The sequence below is a fragment of the Micromonospora sp. NPDC049559 genome (assembly GCF_040676675.1).
Lineage (GTDB): Bacteria > Actinomycetota > Actinomycetes > Mycobacteriales > Micromonosporaceae > JBFAPK01.
The window spans coordinates 318,683-340,165 of the sequence record NZ_JBFAPK010000004.1 but is presented as its reverse complement, the minus strand read 5'-3'; the positions used below and the strand labels follow the sequence as shown (position 1 = coordinate 340,165).

Sequence of the window (21,483 nt, the reverse complement as noted above, 5' to 3'; positions counted from 1 at the left end):
ACCGGTCGTCGGTCCGTAAGGGCACCGCGACCCGCCGCCGGCGCTCGATCCGTGCACGCACCTCGACCCGCTACCGGTCGTGCACCCGTCAACGCACCTCGACCCGGCCCCGGGCGAAGGCGTCCTGCCGGCCCCAGCGGCCGGGGATGTCGAGCAGCTCGACCCGGCCCAGCCCCTCCGGCAGGGCGGGCTCGACCGCGAGGTGCCCCTCGTGCGGTTCCAGACCGAGCATCGTGCGCAGCAGCAACAGCGGCGCGCCGGCCGAGAACGCCTGCGGGCTGCCGGCGCCCGGGTACCGCACCGGGTACTTGGTGAGCGCCCGGTCGTAGCCGCAGAAGTGCGAGGGCAGCCGGCCGTGGAAGTACTGGGCCGCCTCGATCATGCTCTCGGCGATGGTGGCGGCCTCCTCCGCGAAGCCGTACCGGCGCAGCCCCCAGGCGATGAACGAGTTGTCGAACGGCCAGACCGTGCCGACGTGGTAGCCGATCGGGTTGTACCGGGCCGAACCCTCGGTCAGCGTACGCACGCCCCAGCCGGAGAAGAGCCGTGCCCCGACCAGGTGCTCGGCGATCTTGCCGGCCCGCTCGGGCGGGACGATACCGCTCCAGAGCAGGTGGCCGATGTTCGAGGAGAGGGTGTCCACCTGCCGGCCGTCGCCGTCCAGCGCCAGCGCGTAGAACTCGCCGTCGGCCACCCAGAAGTCCCGGTTGAACCGCTCCTTCAGCTCGGCCGCCTCGCGCTCCAGCCGGTCGGCCAGCGCCGGGTCGTTCCAGACCAGGCGCGCCAGCCGCGCCCCGCGCAACTTCGCGTCGTAGGCGTACCCCTGCACCTCGCAGGTGGCCCGGGGAAAGGAGGGGAGCCGCCCGTCCGGGTAGCTGATCGCGTCCCAGGAGTCCTTCCAGCACTGGTTCTCCCGGCCACTGCGGGTGTTGCGGCGCTCGTACCAGACGTAGCCGTTGCCCATCAGGTCGGCGTACTCGTCCAGCCAGGTCAGTGCCGCCCGCGTCTCGTGCTCCAGCTCCCGGACCAGGTCGACGTCGCCGCTCCAGCGCTCGTACTCGTCGAGCAGCACCACGAACAGCGGGGTGGCGTCCACCGACCCGAAGTACGGGGCGTGCGGCAGCTCCTCGAAGGCGGCCGACTCGCCGTAACGCACCTCGTGCGGGATGCGTCCCGGCTCCTCCTCGCGGAAGTCGTCGATCCGGGTGCCCTGCAGGGCACCGAGGAAGCGCAGCGTCTCCGGGGCCAGCTCCGGGGTGAACGGCAGCGCCTGCAACGCGGTCAGGATGCTGTCCCGGCCGAAGAGCGTCGCCGACCACGGCAGCCCGGCCACCGGTACCCGGAAGGTGGAGGTCAGTTCCCGGTAGCGCAACGCGGCCAGGTCCACCAGGCTGCGCTGGTAGGTGCGGTCCAGCTGGTCGGAGCTGCCGGAGAGCCGCGGCGCCCGGTCGAGCCACTCGCGCAGCTCCTGCCGCATCCGCCGCCGGTCGCGCCCCTGCATCGGGTCGATGGTCAGCCGCAGGTCCTGGTGGCGCGAGCCCAGCATCATCGACTCCACGTGCAGGCTGGTCCCCCAGCTGCCCTGCGGTTCGATGACGACGTCGAAGGTCATGCCGTTCGGGTCGATGCTCGCGGGCGAGGTGGTCGAGACGACGGTCGCCCGGTGGTACGTCTCCCGCTCGTAGATCAGCCGGAGGCTGTTCTCCGTGATCTCGTGCCGCAGCCGTCCCGTCTTCTTCTGCTGCGGCTCGTTGATGACCGCCAGGTCGGCGAAGTCGGCGCCGATCTCCAGCCGTACCCGGATCTCCGCCGGCCGCTCGCCGTGGTTGAGTACGGTCACCTCCTCGTTGAAGCTCGCGCCGACCCAGCGGTGCCGGATGACCGAGATCTTCGCGTTGACGTAGTGGGTGGCGGCGCCCGGTACGAGGAAGAAGCGGGTCTCGAAGAACTGCATGTCGTCCACCGAGAGCGGGCTGAGCCGCTCGCCGTTGAGGGTGAGCGTCCAGGTGCTGACGAACCGGGTGTCGAAGCTGAACAGCCCGGTCGGCATGCCCTCGGTCGGCCGGATGTCGCCCCGACCGTCGCTGACGACGAAGGTGTTCCCGTCCAGAATGCTGACGAAGCCGTCCGTCATGACTCTCCTCGCTGCACCGGTGTCCGGGTCAGGGCTGCGCCTCGCCGGCGAGGCGCCGGCCGCGTTCGCGCACCTCGCGGGTCCGGGACAGGCCCGTTCCCGGTAGCAGGTACCGGAACGCGTTGAGCATCCGCAGGTCACCCTCGACCGTGATCGCGCCGCGGAGCAGGGCCGCCTTCACCGCCCGCCGGCCGCTGACCAGCTCGTCGAAGAGCGCCTTGTCGGTCTGGAGGATGGCGTCCGCCTGGTTGCTGCGCCGCGAGACCTGTACGTCGTTGTCGAGCACCGTGAGGTACCAGTGCTCGGTCCGGTGGTCGACGCGCAGGTCGACACGGAGCGTCCCGCTGTACTTGTCGGGCAGGAACGGGTGGTCGCCCCGGGGCAGCCGGCTGAAGAAATCGTTGGTGGGATCCGCCATCGCACCTCCTCGCTGAGCGCATGGTCGGTCGGGTCCGGGTGGGCCCGCATCACCCGGACCGGGTGATCCCGCCCGGGACGCCGCCGCCCTGGGTCGGCCCCTGACGGCGGTACGGTTACGGGCCGCCGCTCACAGCCACTTCTTCACCCGGAAGATGACGTACATCAGCAGGGCCAGGCCGAGGGTGACCGCGACCGAGATGTAGAACTCCATGGGCGTGTGCCGCCAGGGGAAGTTCAGGTTCTGGCCGAAGAAGCCGGTCACGGCGGTCGGTACGGCGATCACCGCCGCCCAGCCGGTGACCTGCTTGACCACCGCGTTCATCTGGTTGTTCTGCAACATCAGGTTGGTCTCGAGCATCGTGGTGTTGAGGTCGCGCAGCGACTCGGTCCACTCGATCACCCGGATCACGTGGTCGTAGACGTCCTGGTAGTAGGGGATCATCTCGGTGGTGACCAGGTGCACCGTGGGCCGCAGGACCGCGTTGACCACCTCGCGCATCGGCAGCGCGATTTGCCGCAGCCGGACCAGGTCCCGCCGGGCGAGGAAGACCCGGCGCTGGATGTTGTTGCGGGGGAGGTCCCGCCCCTGGAACATGTCGTCCTGCAACTTCTCCAGCGCCGAGTCGAGCCGCTGCACCGCCTCGAAGTGGCCGTCGATGAGGGCGTCGAGCAGCCCGTAGAGCAGGTACGACACGCCGTTCCTCGCCAGTTCGGCGCTCTCGTCCCAGCGGCGCATCAGGTCGACGACGTCGAACTGGTCGTCGTAGCGGACGGTGACGAGCAGCCGGTCGGTGATGAAGGCGGAGACCTCGCCGGTGGAGAGCCGGTCGGCCGTGCCGAGCAGGGCCACGTAGGTGTTCAGGAACAGGTGCGTGTCGTAGTGGTCCAGCTTGGCGCGCTGCGCCTGCTGGAGGATGTCCTCGACCGCCAGTGGGTGCAGCCCGAACTGGTCGGCGAGCAGGCTGAGCTCCTCCGGGTTCGGCCGGCACAGGTCCAGCCACCCGACGTTGCGCTCGTCGGCGGAGAGCCTCGCGTGCAGCTCGCCCGCCGGGAAGCCGTCCTCCACCAGGGCACCGTCCCGGTAGATCCGGGTGTGGTTCACCCGCGTGGCCGGCGCCCGGTCACCCATGCCGCACCATTGCCGGAAACGGCGCCGCTAAACGTCGGCGGGCACCCCGCCGCCGTCCATCCGCCCCGCCGCCGCGGCCGTTCATCCGGCCGGGTGCGCGCTCCGGCTGCGGATCGTCCCGTACGCCACTATCGTCGGGTAAGTCGGATCGGTACCGGGTCGAGGGGGTGCGCCATGGGGGTCCGTACCTGGATCTCGGGCTGGCCGGTCTACCGCCAGCTCAGCGGCACCGACCCGCTCGGCCGCGGCGCCGCCGCGAAGTCCGCCCGGTCGGAGGAGCTGACGCCGCGCACCGACACCGCCGACCGGGTCGCCCGCTCGGTCTGCCCCTACTGCGCCGTCGGCTGCGGCCAGCGGGTGTACGTCTCCGACGGGCGCGTCACCCAGATCGAGGGCGACCCGGACAGCCCGATCTCACGCGGCCGGCTCTGCCCGAAGGGCGCGGCGAGCAACGGGCTGGTCGGCAGCGACCTGCGCCAGCAGAAGGTGCTCTACCGGCGGCCGTACGGCACCGCCTGGGAGGAGCTCGACCTGCCCACGGCGATGGAGATGATCGCCGACCGGGTGCTCAGGGCGCGCGAGGAGACCTGGGAGGCCGTCGACGACGAGGGCCGGCCGTTGAACCGCACGCTCGGCATCGCCAGTCTCGGCGGGGCGACGCTGGACAACGAGGAGAACTACCTCATCAAGAAGCTGTTCACCGCGATCGGCGCGCTGCAGATCGAGAACCAGGCGCGGATTTGACACTCCGCCACGGTCCCCGGTCTGGGGGTCAGCCTGGGTCGCGGTGGCGCCACGGGGTTCCAGCAGGACCTCGCGAACTCCGACTGCGTCATCATTGAGGGCTCGAACATGGCCGAGGCGCACCCGGTCGGCTTCCAGTGGGTGATGGAGGCGAAGGCGCGCGGGGCCAAGCTCATCCACGTCGACCCGCGGTTCACCCGTACCAGCGCGATGGCCGACGTGTACGTGCCGATCCGGGCCGGTACCGACATCGCGTTCCTCGGCGGGATCGTCAACTACATCCTGGAGAACGAGCTCGACTTCCGCGAGTACGTGGTCGCCTACACCAACGCGGCGACGATCGTCAGCGACGAGTACCGCGACACCGAGGAACTCGACGGGCTCTTCTCCGGCTACGACCCGGACACGGCCAGCTACGAGACCTCCAGCTGGCAGTACCGGGGCTCCGAGCGCGACGGCGGCTCGCACGACACCGGGACCGAGCGGGACACCGCCGCCGGGCTGCGGCACGAGTCGCACGGCCCGCCGGTGGGCCCGGACGTGATGCGGGACGAGACGCTGCGACACCCGCGCTGCGTGTACCAGATCCTCAAGCGGCACTACGCCCGCTACACGCCGGAGATGGTCGAGCGGGTCTGCGGCATCCCCCGGGAGAAGTTCGAGGAGGTGGCCCGGGCCTGGACGGAGAACTCCGGCCGGGAGCGCACCACCGCGCTGGTCTACTCGGTGGGCTGGACGCAGCACACCGTCGGCGTCCAGTACATCCGTACCGGCGCGATCATCCAGCTGCTGCTGGGCAACGTGGGCCGCCCGGGCGGGGGCATCATCGCGCTGCGCGGGCACGCCAGCATCCAGGGCTCCACCGACGTACCGACGCTGTTCAACCTGTTGCCGGGCTACCTGCCGATGCCGCACCACGCCAACCACGACACCTTCGAGAAGTGGGTGGACAGCATCCGGCACCCGGGCCAGAAGGGGTTCTGGAACAACGCCCGCTCGTACGCGGTGAGCCTGCTGAAGTCGTACTGGGGCGACTCGGCGACCCCGGAGAACGACTTCTGCTACGGCCACATGCCGCGGATGACCGGCGACCACGGCACCTACCAGACCGTGCTCAACATGATCGACGGCAAGGTGAAGGGCTACTTCCTGCTCGGGCAGAACCCGGCGGTCGGCTCGGCGCACGCCCGGGCCCAGCGGCTCGGCCTGGCCAACCTCGACTTCCTGGTGGTCCGGGACCTGTTCCTGATCGAGAGCGCGACGTTCTGGCAGAACAGCCCGGAGATCGAGACCGGCGAGATCGTGCCGGAGGAGTGCCGTACCGAGGTCTTCTTCCTGCCCGCCGCCTCGCACGTGGAGAAGGAGGGCACCTTCACCCAGACCCAGCGGCTGCTGCAGTGGCGGGAGAAGGCCGTCGAACCACCCGGCGACGCCCGCTCCGAGCTGTGGTTCTTCTACCACCTCGGGCGGATCCTGCGGGACCGGCTCTCCTCGTCCCGGCTGCCCCGCGACCGCGCGATCCTCGAGCTGAAGTGGGACTACCCGACCCACGGCCCGAACGCCGAGCCGAGCGCCGAGGCGGTGCTCCGCGAGATCAACGGGTACGAGTGGGCGACCGGCCGGCCGCTGTCGTCGTACGCCGAGATGAAGGACGACGGGTCGACCACCGGCGGCTGCTGGATCTACTGCGGGGTCTACAAGGACGGGGTGAACCAGGCGGCCCGCCGCAAGCCGGGCCGGGAGCAGAACTGGGTGGCCGGAGAGTGGGGCTGGGCCTGGCCGGCCGACCGGCGGCTGCTCTACAACCGCGCCTCCGCCGACCCGCAGGGCCGGCCCTGGAGCGAGCGCAAGGCGTACGTCTGGTGGGACGCCGAGGCGGGCCGGTGGACCGGGCACGACGTGCCCGACTTCGAGCCGACCAAGCCGCCGGACTACCGGCCGCCGGAGGGCGCCAGCGGCGTCGAGGCGCTCGCCGGCGACGACCCGTTCATCATGCAGGGCGACGGCAAGGGCTGGCTCTACGCGCCGGCCGGCGGCGTGGACGGGCCGCTGCCCACCCACTACGAGCCCGCCGAGTCGCCGGTGCGCAACCCGCTCTACGGCCAGCAGGCCAACCCGGCTCGCAAGATCTACGACCGGCCGGACAACCCGATGAACCCCAGTCCGCCGCACCCGCACACCGAGGTCTTCCCGTACATCTTCACCATCGCCCGGCTCACCGAGCACCACACGGCCGGCGGGATGAGCCGCAACGTGCGCCACCTGGCGGAGCTGCAGCCGGAGATGTTCATGGAGGTTTCGCCCGAGCTGGCCCGGGAACGCGGGCTCAGCCACCTCGGCTGGGCGCACGTCGTCACCTCCCGCTCGGCGATCGACGCGAAGGTGCTGGTCACCGACCGGGTGGCGCCGCTGCGCATCGAGGACCGGGTGATCCACCAGATCTGGCTGCCGTACCACTGGGGCTACCAGGGGCTGACCCGGGGCGGTTCGGCGAACGACCTGTTCGGCATCGTCCTCGACCCGAACGTACTGATCCAGGAGAGCAAGGTGGGCACCTGCGACGTCCGGGCCGGCCGCCGCCCGATCGGCGCGGCGCTGCTGGAGTACGTGGCCGACTACCGCCGCCGGGCCGGCATCGCCGACAACTACCACCAGCGGGTCGTGACCACCGACACCGCGGAGTCCGCCCGCGCCGCGGGCGGGCCGAGCCCGGAGTCCGGGACCGCCGGGGAGGCCGGCGGCACGGGCGGCGACGGGACAGGAGAGGGGCAGGGGTGAGCACCGCGCACGAGAAGCTGGCCGGGCCGGTCGACCCGGCGACCGACGCCGGCTACGTCGAACCGCCGCCACGCATGGGGTTCTTCACCGACACCAGCGTCTGCATCGGCTGCAAGGCCTGCGAGGTGGCCTGCAAGGAGTGGAACCTGGTGCCGGAGTCCGGCTACGACCTGCTCGGCATGTCGTACGACAACACCGGCGCGCTGACCGCCAACTCGTGGCGGCACGTCGCCTTCGTCGAGCAGCCCCGCCGTACGGGGGCGCACGAGGCGCCGTACGCCCAGAGCCCGACCGGGCCGCCGGTGAGCCCGGTGACCGCCGAGATCGGCGCGATCACCCGCGCGGACACCGGCACCAAGCCGGGCCTGCCGACGTCGACGGAGCCGGGAGCCGCGGCCCGCATGGCCGGCGGGCCGGAGTTCCTCGGCATGCCCTCGGCCTCGCTGCCCGGCCAGCGCGGCCCCGAGGAGCGCGGCGAACTGCGCTGGCTCATGATGTCGGACGTCTGCAAGCACTGCACCCACGCCGCCTGCCTGGACGTCTGCCCGACCGGCTCGCTGTTCCGCACCGAGTTCGGCACGGTGGTGGTGCAGGAGGACATCTGCAACGGCTGCGGCTACTGCATCCCGGCCTGCCCGTACGGCGTGATCGACCAGCGCCGCGGCGACGGGCGCGCCTGGAAGTGCACCCTCTGCTACGACCGGATCGGCGCCGGCCGGACCCCCGCCTGCGCCCAGGCCTGCCCGACCGAGTCGATCCAGTACGGCCAGCTGGAGCACCTGCGCCAGCGGGCCGCCGCGCGGGTCGAGCAGCTGCACGCGGCCGGCGTCACCGAGGCGCGGCTCTACGGCCACGACCCGGACGACGGGGTCGGCGGCGACGGCGCCTTCTTCCTGCTGCTCGACGACCCGGAGGTGTACGGTCTGCCGCCCGATCCGGTGGTGACCACCCGGGACCTGCCCAGCATGTGGCGCTGGGCCGGCGCCGCCGCGCTCGCCATGGCGACGGCCGCGGTCGTCGCGTTCCTGCCGGGGCCGCTCTGATGACCGCCCCGCGCGAGGACTGGCCGGAGCGGGAGCGGGGCGCCCGCAGCGGACCCTGGCTCAGCGTGGGCGGCTCCGGCATGCCGGACCTGCCGGCGCCGAGCGAGGCGAGCGTCCCGCACGGCTCGGGCGCCAGCCGGCGCGCCGTGGCGTCCGGTACCGCCGGCGCGCCGGGCCGCTCGGGCGACCGGATCGTGGTGCCGCCGGCCGACTTCGCCTCGTACTACGGCCGGCCGATCCTGAAGGCGCCGGTGTGGAAGCGGGACATCCCCTCGTACCTGTTCAGCGGCGGGCTCGCGTCCGGGTCCGCGCTGCTCGCGGCCGGGGCACGGATCACCGGCGCACCCCGGTTGCGCGCCTTCACCCGGGTGACCTCGCTCGCCGCCCTCGGCGCGAGCACCTACTTCCTGATCAACGACCTGGGCCGGCCGCAGCGGTTCCACCACATGCTCCGGGTCGCGAAGCCGACCTCGCCGATGTCGATGGGGACCTGGATCCTCGTGGGCTTCGGCCCGGCCGCCGGGGTGGCGGCGGTCTCCGAACTGGCGCCCTGGCTACCCCGGCGTGGACCGCTCGGGCTGCTCCGCCGCGCCCTGCCGATCAGCGGCGACGTGGCCGGGTACACCGCGGCGGCGTTCGCGCCCGCGCTGGCCACGTACACCGGCGTGCTCCTCGCCGACACGGCCGTGCCGTCCTGGCACGACGCGTACCCGCAGCTGCCGTTCGTCTTCGCCGGCAGCGCGCTGGTGGCCAGCGCCGGCGCCGCCCTGCTGGGCGTACCGGTCGGCGAGGCGGCCCCGGCCCGGCGGCTCGCGCTCGCCGGTGCCGCCGTGGAGATGGCCGGCGGCCACCGGCTGGAGCGGATGGGGCTGACCAGCGAACCGTACCGGACCGGCCGGGCCGGCCGGCTGCTGCGCGCGGGCCGGTTCCTGCTGGCCGCCGGTGCCGCCGGCGCGCTGCTCGGGCACCGCAACCGCGTCGTCTCCGCGCTCTCCGGCGCCCTCCTGGTCGCCTCGTCGCTGGCGGTCCGGTTCGGCGTCTTCGAGGCCGGTCTCGTCTCCGCCCGGGACCCGAAGTACACGGTCGTACCGCAGCGGGAGCGACATGCCCGGCGGGCGGCGACGCCGACCGGGGGACCGGCCGCGCCCGGCGGATGAGCGGACGGCCCGCGTCGGGCCAGGACCGAGCCGACACTCCTCGACGCCCCCCGAGCGGACGGCTCAGCAACAGCAGGGTCACACCATCAAGGGGGGAAACCATGGCCTTCAGGACACCTGACCAGATCGCGACGGCGGCGGTCAACGCCGGCGTCGTCAAGGCGAACCTCTCGCCCGGGCGGATGCTCGCCGGTGGGATCCTGGGCGGCGCCTACATCGCCTTCGCCGGGCTGCTGGGCGTCGTCGTCACCGCCGGAATGCCGGTCAGCAGCTGGGGGAACCTCTCCACCCTCTTCTTCGGGGCGGTCTTCTCCACCGGTCTGATCCTCGTCGTCATCGCTGGTTCCGAGCTGGTCACCGGGAACATGGCGCTGCTGCCGCTCGCGCTGACCTCGCGCCGGACGACGGGCGGGCGGGTCGCGCTGAGCCTGGTGCTCGTGACCCTCGGCAACCTGATCGGCGCGCTGCTGGTCGCCTACCTGTTCGCGGTGAAGACCGGCGTGATCGGATCCGCGCACTCCCCAGCCGGGTCCGGGGGCGCGCTCACCTTCGCCAAGCTCGCCGCCGTCGCCGAGGGCAAGGCGGTGACCGAGTCCGACGTCGCCATCTTCCTGCGCGCGGTCGGCTGCAACTGGCTGGTCTGCCTCGCCGTCTGGATGGCGTACGCGGCCGAGGACATCGCGGGGAAGATCCTCGCGATCTTCTTCCCGATCATGGCGTTCGTGGCGCTCGGCTTCGACCACGTGGTCGCCAACATGTTCTTCCTTCCGGCGGCGATGTTCGCCAACGTCTCGGGCATCGGCATCGGCAACGTCGTGCGTAACCTCGTCCTCGCCTTCTGCGGCAACCTGGCCGGCGGCGGGCTCTTCGTCGCCGGCTTCTACTGGTTCCTCTACCTGCGCGGCCAGGCGCGGCCGACCACGCCCGAGGGCGTCCAGAGCACGCCGATCCCGGACGAGCGCAGCAAGGGCGGCCAGGACGCGGCCGGCCCGCGCTGACCGCCGGCGGGGCACCCCTTCGGGGGGACCTTGCCCGGAGTGCGGCTTTCGCCGCCCGACGGAGATCCGCTGTGGTTAAGTGCTCGGTGGAGGCGTTCAGGCGGCTGGTGCCCCTCCCGGTCTTCAAAACCGGTGTGGCCCGGGACCCGGGCCGGGCGGGTTCGATTCCCGTCCGCCTCCGCCAGCAGGCCCCGCCGGTCGGCGGGGACCACGTCCCGCGCGTACGCCCCGGACGCGGCGAGCGCCCCGGACGGGACGCGCCCGGCGGCGAACGGGAGAGGTGGCGCGCATGGGGGAAACCGTGGCCGATCCGCGACGCCGGGTGCCCCGTACCGACGCGGTGCTCGCCGATCCGCGGCTGCGGGCCGCCGTGGCCGAGCTGGGCCGGCCAAGGGTGAAGGCGCTGGTCACGCTCGCGCAGGAACGCGCCCGGCGCGGCGAGATCCACCCCGAGGAGGTACCGGCCGCCGCCGTCGCCGCCCTGCCCGACGCGCCGGCCGCGCCCCGACCGGTCGTCAACGCCACCGGCGTGGTACTGCACACCAACCTCGGGCGGGCGCCGCTGTCGGCCGCCGCCGTCGCGGCCGTCGTCGCCGCCGCCGGGCACACCGACGTGGAGCTGGACCTGCGTACCGGCCGCCGGGCGCGGCGCGGCCGGTCCGCGCTGGCGGCGCTGGCGGCGGCGGTACCGGACGCGGAGGGCGTGCACGTGGTCAACAACGGCGCCGCCGCGCTGGCGCTCGCGGCGACCGCGCTCGCCGCCGACCGCGAGATCGTGGTCAGCCGCGGCGAGCTCGTGGAGATCGGCGACGGGTTCCGCCTGCCGGACCTGCTGGCCTGCACCGGGGCGCGGCTGCGCGAGGTGGGCACCACCAACCGGACCACGCCGGCCGACTACGCCGCCGCGATCGGCCCGGCCACCGCCTTCGTGCTCAAGGTGCACCCGTCGAACTTCGTGGTACGCGGCTTCACCGCCGCCGTGCCGGTGCGCCAGCTCGCCACGCTCGGCGTACCGGTGGTCGTCGACATCGGCTCCGGCCTGCTGGCCCCCGATCCGCTGCTGCCGGACGAGCCGGACGCGGCCAGCGCGCTGCGGGCCGGCGCGGCGCTGGTGACCGCCAGCGGCGACAAGCTGCTCGGCGGGCCCCAGTCCGGCCTGCTGCTCGGCGCGGCCGAACTGGTCGAGCGGCTGCGCCGGCACCCGCTGGCCCGGGCGGTACGGGTCGACAAGCTCACCCTGGCCGCGCTGGAGGCGACCCTGCGGGACCCGGACACGCCGACCCGCCGCGCGCTGCGTACCCCCGCCCGGACCCTGCGGGAGCGGGCCGAGCGGCTGCGCGACGAGGCGGCCGGGGCCGGCGGCAAGGCCGAGGTGGTCGCCGCCCGGGCCGTGGTGGGCGGCGGGGGCGCGCCCGGGGTGGAGCTGGACTCCTGGGCGCTGGCCCTGCCGGCCGAGTACGCCGCGCCGCTGCGCCGGGCCGACCCGCCCGTGCTGGGCCGGGTCGAGCGCGGCCGGCTGCTGCTGGACCTGCGCTGCGTGCCGGCCGAGCGGGACGCGGCGCTGCGCGACGCCATCCGGGCCACCGCCGACGCGCTCGCCGCCCGGGCGGGGGGCTGAGGTGCAGGTCGTCGCGACGGCCGGACACGTCGACCACGGCAAGTCCACCCTGGTCCGGGCGCTGACCGGGATGGAACCGGACCGGTGGGCCGAGGAGCGCCGCCGCGGCATGACCATCGACCTCGGCTTCGCCTGGACGAGCCTGCCCTCCGGTCGCGTCGTCGCCTTCGTCGACGTGCCCGGCCACGAGCGGTTCGTACCGAACATGCTCGCCGGGGTCGGTCCGGCGCCCGCCGCGCTGCTGGTGGTCGCCGCCGACGAGGGCTGGATGCCGCAGTCCGCCGAGCACCTCGCGGCGCTGCACGCCCTCGGCGTGCGGCACGGGCTGCTCGTGGTGACCCGCTGCGACCTCGCCGACCCGGGCGCCGTGCTGGCGGCGGCCCGGGAGGAGCTGGCCGGCACCTCGCTGGCCGGCGTCGAGGCGGTGGCGGTCAGCGCGGTGAGCGGCGCGGGCCTGCCCGAGCTGCGGGCCGCCCTGGACCGGCTGGCCGCCGGGCTGCCGGTACCGCCGGCCGGGCAGCCGGTGCGGCTCTGGGTGGACCGCTCGTTCACGGTACGGGGCAGCGGCACCGTGGTCACCGGGACGCTGCCCGGCGGGCGGCTCTCCACGGGCGACGAGCTGGAGCTCAGCTCGACCGGCCGGACGGTACGCGTCCGGGCGGTGCAGTCGCTGGGCCGGGCCGCGGAACGCGTCGAGGGCGTCTGCCGGGTGGCGGTGAACCTGCGCGGGGTGCCCCGCGAGCTGGTCGGCCGGGGCGACGCGCTGCTGACCCCCGGCCGGTTCCAACCGACCGACCTGGTCGACGTGCGGCTGAGCGGGGACCGGGCCGCCGACCTGCCGGCCACGTTGACGCTGCACCTCGGCTCGGCCGGGGTGGCGGTGCGGGTCCGGCCGCTGGGCGGGGACACGCTGCGGCTGCGGCTGGCCCGCCCGCTGCCGCTGCGGGTGGGGGACCGGGGGCTGCTGCGCGATCCGGGCCGGCGGTACGTGACCGGCGGCGTGACGGTGCTCGACGTCGTACCGCCCCCGCTGGCGGGCCGGGGCGCGGCGCGGGCGCGGGCCACCGTCCTGGCCGGACTGGACGGCCGGCCGGCCGAGGCCGCCGAGCTGCGGCGACGCGGGCTGGCGCGCCGGGGCGAACTGGACCGGATGGGGGTGCCGGTCACCGGCCGTCCCGTCGTCGCGGACTGGTACGCCGACCCGGGGCACTGGCGGGAGCTGGGCCGGCGGCTCGGGGCCGAGGTCGCCCGCTACACCGCCACCCACCCGCTGGAACCCGGGGTGCCGGTGGAGACGCTGCGCCGGCTGCTCGGCCTGTCGGACCGGGCGCTGGTCGAGGCGCTGGTGGCCGCGCCGCTGGTGCACCGCGACGGCCGGGTCGGGCCGGCCGACGCGGTCGGGGAGCTGCCCGAGCCGGTGGCACGGGCGGTCGACCGGGTCCGCGCCGAGCTGGCCCGGCATCCGTTCCGCGCGCCCGAGTCGGCGCGGCTGGTGCAGCTCGCGCTCGGCCCCCGGGAGATCGGAGCGGCGGTGCGCGCGGGCGTGCTGCTGCGGCTCGCCGACAACGTGGTGCTGCTGCCCGACGCGCCGCACGACGCGGTGCGCCGGCTCGCGGTGCTGCCGCAGCCGTTCACGATGAGCCAGGCCCGCCAGGCGCTCGACACCACCCGCCGGGTCGCCGTGCCGCTGCTGGAGCTGCTGGACCGTACCGGCGCGACGCGGCGGCTGCCCGACGACGCGCGGGTGGTGGTCCGGCGCGGCTGAGCGCCCGGGTGGCGCTCCCGGAAACCGGGCCGGCGCCGCGCGGCGGCACACTAGCCTGGCCGCATGGACCCAGCGGCGGTGTGGCGGGACAAGAACCACCGCTGGCGGATCGAGGTCATCCGCGCGCCGGACCTGCGCTTCGCCATCTACGCGACCAGCGGCACCACCGAGTCGGCCCCGCTGTGGCTGTTCGGCATGCCGGCGCTGGCCCGCTGGCTGATGGTGCAGAGCATCGAGCTGGACGACCTGGAGGAGGCCTGACGGCCGCAGGCGGCGAAGCTTTCCTTCTTGACCTGGTCGATGTGGCGTAGGTAACTTCCGGGGTGACCGCCGGCCGCGCTGCTCCCCGGCGCCGCCGCCCGGGTGACCCTCGAGGAGGCACGCCATGCAGCGCAGGACGTTCCTGACCGGTACCGCCGCCGCGACCGCCCTCGGCGCCGCCGCGACCGCCACCGTCGCCGGTGCCGGCCCGGCCGCAGCCGCCGAGGACGGTGGCGCGGGCGAGCACGGCGCGGGCGAGCACCGTGGCCCGGGCGCCGGCGGCGGGCGGGTCCGTACCGGGCTGGACGTGCTGGTCGAGTCGGACTTCGCCGCGCTGGCGGGGCAGCGGGTCGGGGTGCTGTCGAACCCGACCGGCGTGGACGCGGACTACCGGCACCTGGTCGACCTGATGCACGGCTCAGGACGGGTGCGGCTGGTCGCGGCGTTCGGGCCGGAGCACGGCTTCCGGGGTTCGGCGCAGGCCGGCGGCAGCGAGGGCACGGGGGTGGACGCCCGCACCGGCATCACGGTGTACGACGCGTACGGAGCGTCCCAGCAGACGTGGGCCGACCTGATCACCCGGGCCGGCGTCGACACGGTGGTCTTCGACATCCAGGACGTCGGCGCCCGCTTCTACACCTACGTCTGGACCATGTACGACTCGATGGTGGCCGCCGCCCGGCTCGGTCGCCGGTACGTCGTGCTCGACCGGCCGAACCCGATCGGCGGCCGGGCGTACGGGCCGATGATGACCACCGCCTACACCTCGGGCGTCGGCAAGAAGGAGATCGTCCAGCAGCACGGCATGACCGTCGGCGAGCTGGCCCGCTTCTTCAACGGCGAGTTCGTGCCGGCCGAGGCGGGCCGCCCCGTGGACCTGCACGTGGTGGGGCTGCGCAACTGGCGCCGGGACCGGCTGGCGGCCGACACCGGCGTGCCCTGGGTGCTGCCGAGCCCGAACATGCCGACTCCGGAGACCGCGCTCGCCTATCCCGGCACCTGCCTCTTCGAGGGGGTCGCCTCGATCACCGAGGGACGGGGAACCACCCGGCCGTTCCAGCTCGTCGGCGGTCTCGCGACCGACTTCGACTACCACTGGTGCGACCGGCTGGCGGCCCGGAACCTGCCGGGGGTGCGCTTCCGCGAGGCGTACTTCGTGCCGACGGCGGCCGGGCAGAAGCCGCAGCTGCTCGACAAGGCCTGCGCCGGCGTGGAGGTACAGGTCGTCGACCCGGCCCGGTACGACCCGATCCGTACCGCGGTGGCGATGCTGGTCGAGGCGCGCCGGTACCCGGCCTTCGCCTGGCGGATGGACAGCTGGGACGCCGCGCGGCCGTACTGGGTCGACAAGCTGACCGGGTCGCCGCGGTTGCGCACCATGATCGACGCGGGCGCGGAGGTGGCGGATGTGGTCGGCGCCTGGTCCGACGAGCTGGCCGCCTTCGACCGTCGCCGCAGGCCGTACCTGCTCTACCGGTAGCGGCTGCCGACCGACCGGCAGGGCGACGCGTGCCGATCGACGAGCCTTCACCTAGCCGATCGACAGGGCGCAGCCTGCCGATCGACAGGCATCAGCCTTGCCGATCGGCAAGTGAGATACCTAACGTACGACAGGCAGCTCCTAGCCGTTCGGCAGGCTGGCGGCTTGCCGATCGGCAAGTTAGTGTGGTCGCGTGAACGGCGAAGGAGGCAGCGTGACCACCATGCAGGCGGGTGAGTCGACCACCACCGGCAACACCCGGGACCGGCTGGTGGGGGTCGCGCTGGAGCTGTTCACCGGGCACGGCTTCGCGGGCACCTCGTTGCAGATGATCGCGGACCGGCTGGGCATCACCAAGGCGGCGGTCTACCACCACTTCAAGACCCGCGACGAGATCCTCGCGGCGGTGATCGAACCGGTCTTCGAGGAGGCCCGGAGGGTGATCGCGGCGGCGGCGGCGTTGCACACCCCGAGCGCGCGGGCGGAGGCGATGCTGACCGGTTGGGTCGACCTCGCGATCCGGCACCGGGCGCTGATCGCCTTCATCGCCGCCGAACCCTGTGTCAAACCTCTGCTGGACGGCCGGGCGGACGGCGCCATCCTGCTGGAGCAACCGCGCGAACTGCTCTGCGCGCACCATCCCGGCCCGGCCGGGCAGGTCAACGCCGAGCTGGCGCTCTGCGGGATCGCCGCCGCCATCACCAAGCCCGCGCTCAGCGCCCTCGATGACGAGACGCTGCGCCGGTACATGCTCGAATCCGGCCGCCGACTCCTCGGCCTGCGCCGGCCCAGGAACAGCTGACGCCCGGGAGCATCTGACCTCCATCCGGTCGTAGCGACGGTTCCACCGGCCCCGTCCCGGGCCGGCGCCCGGTCGCGCCCTCCGGTCGGCACCGCCACCATCCGTGAGCAGCGTCCCCTGCCCACCGCCGTATCTCGATTGTTCGATTTTTCGTCAAATATCCTAGTACGGGGATTTCTTGTGTCTGTGACAGTGGAAGCCAATCCACGGCGCTGGACGGCGCTCTTCTTCATCTCGCTGGCCCAGTTGATGGTGGTCCTCGACGGCACCATCGTGAACATCGCCCTGCCCGCGGCCCAGCGGGACCTGGGCATCAGCGACGGCAACCGGCAGTGGGTGATCACCGCCTACACGCTGGCCTTCGGCGGCCTGCTGCTCTTCGGCGGCCGGCTGGCCGACATCGTCGGGCGTAAGCGGATCTTCACGATCGGCCTGCTCGGCTTCGCCGGCGCGTCCGCCATCGGCGGTCTCGCGGTCAACACCGGCATGCTGCTCGGCGCCCGGGCCCTCCAGGGCGTCTTCGGGGCGTTGCTCGCGCCGGCCGCGCTGTCGCTGCTGGCCGTGACCTTCACCGAGGCCCGCGAGCGGGCCAGGGCGTTCGGCGTCTTCGGCGCGATCGCCGGCGGTGGCGCCGCGGTCGGCCTCATCCTCGGCGGCGTGCTGACCGAGTACCTCAACTGGCGCTGGGCGCTCTACGTCAACATCCCGTTCGCGGTGATCGCCGCGACCGGCGCGTACCTGTTCATCCGCGACGCCGCGGGCTCGCGCAACCGCAACCCGCTCGACGTGCCCGGCGTGGTGCTCGCCACGACCGGTCTGATCTCCCTGGTCTACGGCTTCACCCGGGCCGAGAGCGACGGCTGGACCGCCGGCTGGACCCTCGGTTCGTTCGCCGCCGCGGCGGTGCTGCTCGCCGGCTTCGTCCTGGTGGAGTCCCGCACCAGCCACCCGCTGCTGCCGCTGCGGGTGCTCACCGAGCGCAACCGGGCCGGCGTCTACATCTCGCTCGGCCTCGCGGTGATCGGCATGTTCGGCCTGTTCCTCTTCCTCACCTTCTACCTGCAGATCGTCAAGGGCTGGACCCCGGTCGTCACCGGCCTGTCGTTCCTGCCCATGGTCGGCGGCATGATCATCGGTTCGACGCAGATCGGCGCCCGGCTGATGAACCGGGTGGCGCCCCGGCTGCTGATGGGTCCCGGCTTCCTCGTCGCGGCGGCGGGCATGCTGGTCCTCACCCAGCTGCGGGTCGACAGCCCCTACGTCGGCCTGATCCTGCCCGGCCAGATCCTGCTCGGCCTCGGCATGGGTACCGCCTTCATGCCGGCGATGAGCCTCGCCACGTACGGGGTCCAGCCCCGGGACGCGGGCGTCGCCTCGGCGATGGTGAACACCTCGCAGCAGGTGGGCGGCTCGATCGGTACCGCGCTGCTGAACACCGTCGCGGCCGGCGCCACCACCTCGTGGCTCGCCGCCCACGGCGGGGATCCGCGGCTGGTCAACCAGGCCGCCGTGCACGGGTACGCCACCGCCATCTGGTGGGCGGCCGGCATCCTGCTGGCCTCGGCGTTGGTCGCGTTCACTTTCGTCAACATCGGACGGCAGGACGGCACGGTCAGCGAGAGCGGCTTCGACGGCGACGAGGACGCCGCGGAGCTGGTGGTCCCGGCCTTCGCGCACTGACCGATCGGCCGCGACGCGGGCACCGGACCTCCGGCGGAACTCCCACACCGGGAGCTCCGCCGGAGGTTCCGCGTTTCCGGTGGCCGTGTCCCCGGGCCGGCCGCGGCCGACACCGGCCACCGAGGTAGCAGCCCGGCCGATCCGTTACCGGGTTCCCGCCCGGCGGGTCGGCGTCCGGCGTCGGGTCAGAGCCCGGCGCAGCGCTGGCCGTTGACCGCGCAACCCTGCGGCTGCTTGGCCCCGAGCAGCCCGCTCTCCACGGTGAAGGTGAAGCGCAGCGTGCCGCCGGCCGGGACCGCGGCGCCGCTGAAGGTCGCCGTCCGGCCATCCTGCCGGCCGCTGGCTCCGCTGGTCCCCTTCAGCTTCGCACCGCCGGCCAGCGTGATCGTGACGGTCCAACCGGTTCCGGCGGCGCGACCGCTGTTGCTGATGACGACCTCGCCGGTGTAGTCGGCCAGCTCGTCGGCCACGGTGGCGTACCGGCCGCTGAGCACCGCCCGTGCCGGCGCGCCCGCCGCCGACTTCGACGGCTTGGGCGTCGCCGAGGCGGTGGGCGAGGCGCTCGGCGACGGGCTGCGGGGCGTGCGGCTCGGGGCGGCGCTGGTGGTGGCGGGGGCGTCCCCGCCGTCGCTGGTCGCCTCCGCCGACGCGCTGGCCGACGAGGTGGCCTGCGGGGATCCGCCGCCGCCCCAGACGGTGCCGGCCACGGCCGCGCCGCCGACCAGGACCACGCCGACCGCGGCCAGCGCGGCGATCCGGCGCCGCCGCCGCGACTGTCCGGCCGCGATCTCGGCGGTGGTCGGCTCGTCGGCCGGTGTCTCGTCGGCGAGATCCACCTCGCGGAAGGCGAGCCAGTCCAGCACGGCGGGCAACCGTCCGGTGAGGAGCCCCTCGAAGGTCTGCTCCCGCAGGTCGCGCGTCTCGGGCGGCCACTCGCCGTCCTCGCAGTACTCCCGCAGCACCAGCTGGCACCCCTCCGGCCGGGGGCGCAGGTCGTAGATGACCAGGCTCTGGACGTCGCCCTCGTACCAGCGCATGACGATCCGGTGCGGCTCGTCGAGCTCGGTCACCTCGCCCTCGATCGGTCCCGGTATCCCGGGCAGTTCCAGCGGTTCGAACCGGAACTGCGCACCGATCTCGGGCTCCAGGTCGGTGGGGGCGAACCACTGGGGCAGCAGGCGCCGGTCGGTCAGTGCGCGCCAGGCGCGACCCGCGGGATGCTGTAGGTCGACGGCCGTCCGGATTTCGGTCACCGGGCGACTTTACGAGTCGGCGCGTCGGAATGTGTGCCGGCCCTGGCGGCCCCCTTCGGCGATCATGAATCTTTCCCGGCCGGCCCGGGCGGGCCGCATCTCGCCGGCTCAGCCGGGCAACATCTCGCCGGCTCAGCCGGGCAACATCCCGCCGGACTCGCGGCCCTGGGCGAACAGCTCCACCAGCTTCGCGCAGAACGCCGGCAGGTCCGCCGGCGACCGGCTGGTGACCAGCCCGGACTCGACGTGCACGGGCTCGTCGACCCAGGTCCCGCCGGCGTTGGTGACATCGGCGCGCAGGCTCGGGTACGAGGTCAGCGTCCGCCCCCGGACGACGTCGGTCTGCACCAGCGACCACGGTCCGTGGCAGATCGCGGCGACCGGCTTCTCGTCGAGGAAGAAGGAGTTGACGAAGCGCATCGCGTCCGCGTCCATCCGCAGCCGGTCCGGGTTGACCGTCCCGCCGGGCAGCACCAGCGCGTCGTACCCGTCCGGGTCGGCCTGGTCCACGGTGCGGTCGACCTCGTAGCTGCCCGCCGGCGTGAGGTCGCCGTTGACCGACCGGATCGGCTCCATCCTGGTCGAGACCAGCTCGACCAGGCCGCCGGCCCGCTCGACCGCGGCGCGCGGCTGGAGGTACTCGACCTCCTCGACGCCGTCGGTGGCGAGGAAGGCGACCGTCGTGCCCGCGAGCGGGGCCTCGGCACTCATGACTCGTTCTCCTCCCGGGCGGTGTCGGACGACCTGTCCGGGCGCGGTGCCGGACGACCCCGCCGGGCCGGTGGCCCGACGACCGGCGCCGCGCGGCGTACGCGGTGGACCGCGCCGCGACCGTACGCGTTCCCGCCGGGAGGTCGTCCATGCCCCGCCGGGGAGGCCGTCCATGCCCGCGCCCGGGACGGCGCGACCGGCGCGGTCCGCCCGGCGGGGGACCGCCACCCGGATCGGCGTACGGGGGGCTCTGTCCGGCCCTAGCGTATTTGCGTGAAGAACAGGGAATTGCGAACTTTCCTCGCCGTCGCGACGGCGGTGCTGGTGATCTACTTCGGTGCCACCTCGAACGAGGGCAGGGGCGTGACCAGCGCGCTCGTGGTGCTCGGGGTGGTCGCGGGCGTCGTTGTCTGGTTCCTCACCAAACCCGGCAAGCCGGCGAGCTGAGCCAGCGCGCTCAGCGCGTGCCGCGGACCGCCCGGGCCAGCTCGCCCGGGGACTCCTCGCCCAGCGAGACCCGCACCAGCGCGGAGGCGAGCCGGGGAAAGTCCTTGCCCGGCACCAGCCCCGCGAGGTTCTCCGCCGCGGCCGGCAGGCCGAGCCGGCGCGCCCCGGCCAGCATCCGGCGGTCCGTGAACGGCCGCAGATCACCCCAGACCGCCTGCGCCTCGCGCAGGAAGATGTCCGTGCCGGTCGGGCCGATCCCGGGAAACTCGGTGAGCAGCCGGCGCAGCGCGGACCGGTCGCCGTCCGCCTCCTGGTGCAGCCGCCGCAGGTCGCCCCGCCACCGCTCCAGGCAGAGCCGGGCCCCGGCGCCGAGCATCGTCGCGGTCCGCTCGTCGTACCGCCGGTAGTGGCCCCGCCCGAGCGCGTCGACCCGTTCCTGCCAGGTCGCGGACTCCATGCCCTGGGGCGTACGGAAACCGGCCCGGAAGAGTTCGCGGGCGGCGGCGACCGCCACGCCGGCCCGGATCCGGGTGCTCAGCAGCGTGGCGAGCACCAGCAGCTGGTACAGCGGGGCCGGGCGGTCCGCGAGCGGGATGCCGGCGTCCTCGGCGTAGAGCCGTCCGTGCCGGTCCAGCAGGGTTTTGACCAGTGCGCGTTGGTCGGCCATCCGCTGCCCATACCCGCGCCGCCGGCACTTATCCGCCCCGCTGGGAGCCGGCGCGGCACCGGCGGACGCCGCTCGGCATGGCCGCCGGCCCGGCGGGTAACCGGAACCTACCGCGCCGACGCGGTTCCGCGGCGGCGCGTCCGTGGGCGGAAGGAGAGCACGATGCCCAACGTGCAGCAGCCGGAGATGCGCCGGAACGAGAAGAACCCGCTGGTGCAGGACGCCAAGGGACCCGACCCGAGCGACCGCCGACCGGGTGCGCGGGGCGGGCAGGGCCGGCCCGTACCGCCGGACCAGCTGTCCCCGTACGGCCCGACGCCGCGCCCGGCGGCCGAGCGGGGCGAGGCCCGCCAGGAGTGAGTCGAACGATCCCTGCCGGCGGCGCCGCGCCCGGGA

At 73.8% G+C, this 21,483-nt stretch carries 18 protein-coding genes and 1 tRNA gene; 13 read left to right on the top strand and 6 right to left on the bottom strand.

The genetic code is table 11. The features are described from left to right. Positions 1-88 precede the first annotated feature (88 nt). From AB0J86_RS08885 to AB0J86_RS08875, 3 genes are all read right to left on the bottom strand, one after another. Positions 89-2,134, bottom strand: coding sequence for a glycogen debranching N-terminal domain-containing protein (locus AB0J86_RS08885; RefSeq protein ID WP_363854738.1), 2,046 nt, complete (start codon positions 2,132-2,134; stop codon positions 89-91). Between the two features lie 28 nt (positions 2,135-2,162). Next, positions 2,163-2,552 (bottom strand): SCP2 sterol-binding domain-containing protein, encoded by a 390-nt coding sequence (locus tag AB0J86_RS08880; RefSeq protein ID WP_363854736.1) that lies wholly within the window; start codon positions 2,550-2,552, stop codon positions 2,163-2,165. A 129-nt stretch (positions 2,553-2,681) separates the two neighbouring features. Further along, on the bottom strand, positions 2,682-3,683 hold the full coding sequence (locus AB0J86_RS08875) for a magnesium transporter CorA family protein (protein WP_363854734.1): 1,002 nt from the start codon (positions 3,681-3,683) through the stop codon (positions 2,682-2,684). Positions 3,684-3,857: 174 nt separating this feature from the next. On the opposite strand from AB0J86_RS08875, the gene fdh reads away from it, so the two are divergent. The 11 genes from fdh (at position 3,858) to AB0J86_RS08820 (ending at position 18,009) form a co-directional block, all read left to right on the top strand. Continuing rightward, complete coding sequence (gene fdh, locus AB0J86_RS08870) at positions 3,858-7,205, top strand: formate dehydrogenase (RefSeq protein ID WP_363854731.1); 3,348 nt, start codon at positions 3,858-3,860, stop codon at positions 7,203-7,205. A gap of 74 nt (positions 7,206-7,279) precedes the next feature. Then, positions 7,280-8,248 carry a 4Fe-4S dicluster domain-containing protein gene (locus AB0J86_RS08865; protein ID WP_363854794.1) on the top strand — a complete coding sequence of 323 codons (969 nt, stop codon included), beginning with the start codon at positions 7,280-7,282 and terminating at the stop codon, positions 8,246-8,248. Beyond that, the gene (gene nrfD / locus AB0J86_RS08860) at positions 8,248-9,405 is read left to right on the top strand and encodes an NrfD/PsrC family molybdoenzyme membrane anchor subunit (protein ID WP_363854728.1); all 1,158 of its coding nucleotides are present in this window, start codon (positions 8,248-8,250) and stop codon (positions 9,403-9,405) included. The genes AB0J86_RS08865 and nrfD overlap by 1 nt, the downstream gene beginning before the upstream one ends. A 101-nt stretch (positions 9,406-9,506) precedes the next feature. Then, positions 9,507-10,403: a formate/nitrite transporter family protein gene (locus tag AB0J86_RS08855; RefSeq protein ID WP_363854725.1), complete on the top strand. Its 897-nt coding sequence runs from the start codon at positions 9,507-9,509 to the stop codon at positions 10,401-10,403. Between the two features lie 88 nt (positions 10,404-10,491). Next, positions 10,492-10,587, top strand: a tRNA-Sec gene (locus tag AB0J86_RS08850). A 105-nt stretch (positions 10,588-10,692) separates the two neighbouring features. Beyond that, positions 10,693-12,021 (top strand): L-seryl-tRNA(Sec) selenium transferase, encoded by a 1,329-nt coding sequence (selA, locus tag AB0J86_RS08845; RefSeq protein WP_363854722.1) that lies wholly within the window; start codon positions 10,693-10,695, stop codon positions 12,019-12,021. Between the two features lies 1 nt (position 12,022). Next, positions 12,023-13,786, top strand: a complete 1,764-nt coding sequence (gene selB / locus AB0J86_RS08840; RefSeq protein WP_363854720.1) for a selenocysteine-specific translation elongation factor — start codon at positions 12,023-12,025, stop codon at positions 13,784-13,786. Positions 13,787-13,849: 63 nt separating this feature from the next. Next, entirely contained in the window at positions 13,850-14,047 is a 198-nt protein-coding gene (locus tag AB0J86_RS08835; protein WP_363854717.1) for a hypothetical protein, read from the top strand. 124 nt (positions 14,048-14,171) lie between these two features. After that, on the top strand, positions 14,172-15,527 hold the full coding sequence (locus AB0J86_RS08830; RefSeq protein ID WP_363854714.1) for a DUF1343 domain-containing protein: 1,356 nt from the start codon (positions 14,172-14,174) through the stop codon (positions 15,525-15,527). Between the two features lie 223 nt (positions 15,528-15,750). After that, positions 15,751-16,329, top strand: a complete 579-nt coding sequence (locus tag AB0J86_RS08825) for a TetR/AcrR family transcriptional regulator (RefSeq protein ID WP_363854792.1) — start codon at positions 15,751-15,753, stop codon at positions 16,327-16,329. A gap of 186 nt (positions 16,330-16,515) precedes the next feature. Continuing rightward, positions 16,516-18,009, top strand: coding sequence for an MFS transporter (locus AB0J86_RS08820; RefSeq protein WP_363854711.1), 1,494 nt, complete (start codon positions 16,516-16,518; stop codon positions 18,007-18,009). Positions 18,010-18,194: 185 nt separating this feature from the next. Here the strand turns inward: AB0J86_RS08820 and AB0J86_RS08815 are convergent, their stop codons facing one another. Together AB0J86_RS08815 and AB0J86_RS08810 are read right to left on the bottom strand one after the other, a co-directional pair. Continuing rightward, positions 18,195-19,262, bottom strand: a complete 1,068-nt coding sequence (locus tag AB0J86_RS08815; protein ID WP_363854708.1) for an SRPBCC domain-containing protein — start codon at positions 19,260-19,262, stop codon at positions 18,195-18,197. Positions 19,263-19,394: 132 nt separating this feature from the next. Beyond that, positions 19,395-19,973 (bottom strand): type 1 glutamine amidotransferase domain-containing protein, encoded by a 579-nt coding sequence (locus tag AB0J86_RS08810; protein ID WP_363854705.1) that lies wholly within the window; start codon positions 19,971-19,973, stop codon positions 19,395-19,397. A gap of 273 nt (positions 19,974-20,246) precedes the next feature. Between AB0J86_RS08810 and AB0J86_RS08805 the strand changes: the two genes are divergently transcribed. After that, a complete protein-coding gene (locus tag AB0J86_RS08805; protein WP_363854702.1) occupies positions 20,247-20,420 on the top strand; it encodes an amidophosphoribosyltransferase in 174 nt (57 codons plus the stop codon). 10 nt (positions 20,421-20,430) lie between these two features. Here the strand turns inward: AB0J86_RS08805 and AB0J86_RS08800 are convergent, their stop codons facing one another. Next, positions 20,431-21,087, bottom strand: a complete 657-nt coding sequence (locus AB0J86_RS08800) for a hypothetical protein (RefSeq protein WP_363854699.1) — start codon at positions 21,085-21,087, stop codon at positions 20,431-20,433. A gap of 162 nt (positions 21,088-21,249) precedes the next feature. Between AB0J86_RS08800 and AB0J86_RS08795 the strand changes: the two genes are divergently transcribed. Continuing rightward, the gene (locus tag AB0J86_RS08795; RefSeq protein ID WP_363854697.1) at positions 21,250-21,447 is read left to right on the top strand and encodes a hypothetical protein; all 198 of its coding nucleotides are present in this window, start codon (positions 21,250-21,252) and stop codon (positions 21,445-21,447) included. The last annotated feature ends 36 nt before the right edge of the window (positions 21,448-21,483 follow it).

Bases quoted from the DNA above. Each gene is read 5' to 3' on its own strand.
- AB0J86_RS08885 (WP_363854738.1), bottom strand. From the start codon at position 2,134: ATGACGGACGGCTTCGTCAGCATTCTGGACGGGAACACCTTCGTCGTC.
- AB0J86_RS08880 (WP_363854736.1), bottom strand. From the start codon at position 2,552: ATGGCGGATCCCACCAACGATTTCTTCAGCCGGCTGCCCCGGGGCGAC.
- AB0J86_RS08875 (WP_363854734.1), bottom strand. From the start codon at position 3,683: ATGGGTGACCGGGCGCCGGCCACGCGGGTGAACCACACCCGGATCTAC.
- AB0J86_RS08865 (WP_363854794.1), top strand. From the start codon at position 7,280: ATGGGGTTCTTCACCGACACCAGCGTCTGCATCGGCTGCAAGGCCTGC.
- nrfD (WP_363854728.1), top strand. From the start codon at position 8,248: ATGACCGCCCCGCGCGAGGACTGGCCGGAGCGGGAGCGGGGCGCCCGC.
- AB0J86_RS08855 (WP_363854725.1), top strand. From the start codon at position 9,507: ATGGCCTTCAGGACACCTGACCAGATCGCGACGGCGGCGGTCAACGCC.
- selA (WP_363854722.1), top strand. From the start codon at position 10,693: ATGGGGGAAACCGTGGCCGATCCGCGACGCCGGGTGCCCCGTACCGAC.
- AB0J86_RS08835 (WP_363854717.1), top strand. From the start codon at position 13,850: ATGGACCCAGCGGCGGTGTGGCGGGACAAGAACCACCGCTGGCGGATC.
- AB0J86_RS08830 (WP_363854714.1), top strand. From the start codon at position 14,172: ATGCAGCGCAGGACGTTCCTGACCGGTACCGCCGCCGCGACCGCCCTC.
- AB0J86_RS08825 (WP_363854792.1), top strand. From the start codon at position 15,751: ATGCAGGCGGGTGAGTCGACCACCACCGGCAACACCCGGGACCGGCTG.
- AB0J86_RS08810 (WP_363854705.1), bottom strand. From the start codon at position 19,973: ATGAGTGCCGAGGCCCCGCTCGCGGGCACGACGGTCGCCTTCCTCGCC.
- AB0J86_RS08800 (WP_363854699.1), bottom strand. From the start codon at position 21,087: ATGGCCGACCAACGCGCACTGGTCAAAACCCTGCTGGACCGGCACGGA.
- AB0J86_RS08795 (WP_363854697.1), top strand. From the start codon at position 21,250: ATGCCCAACGTGCAGCAGCCGGAGATGCGCCGGAACGAGAAGAACCCG.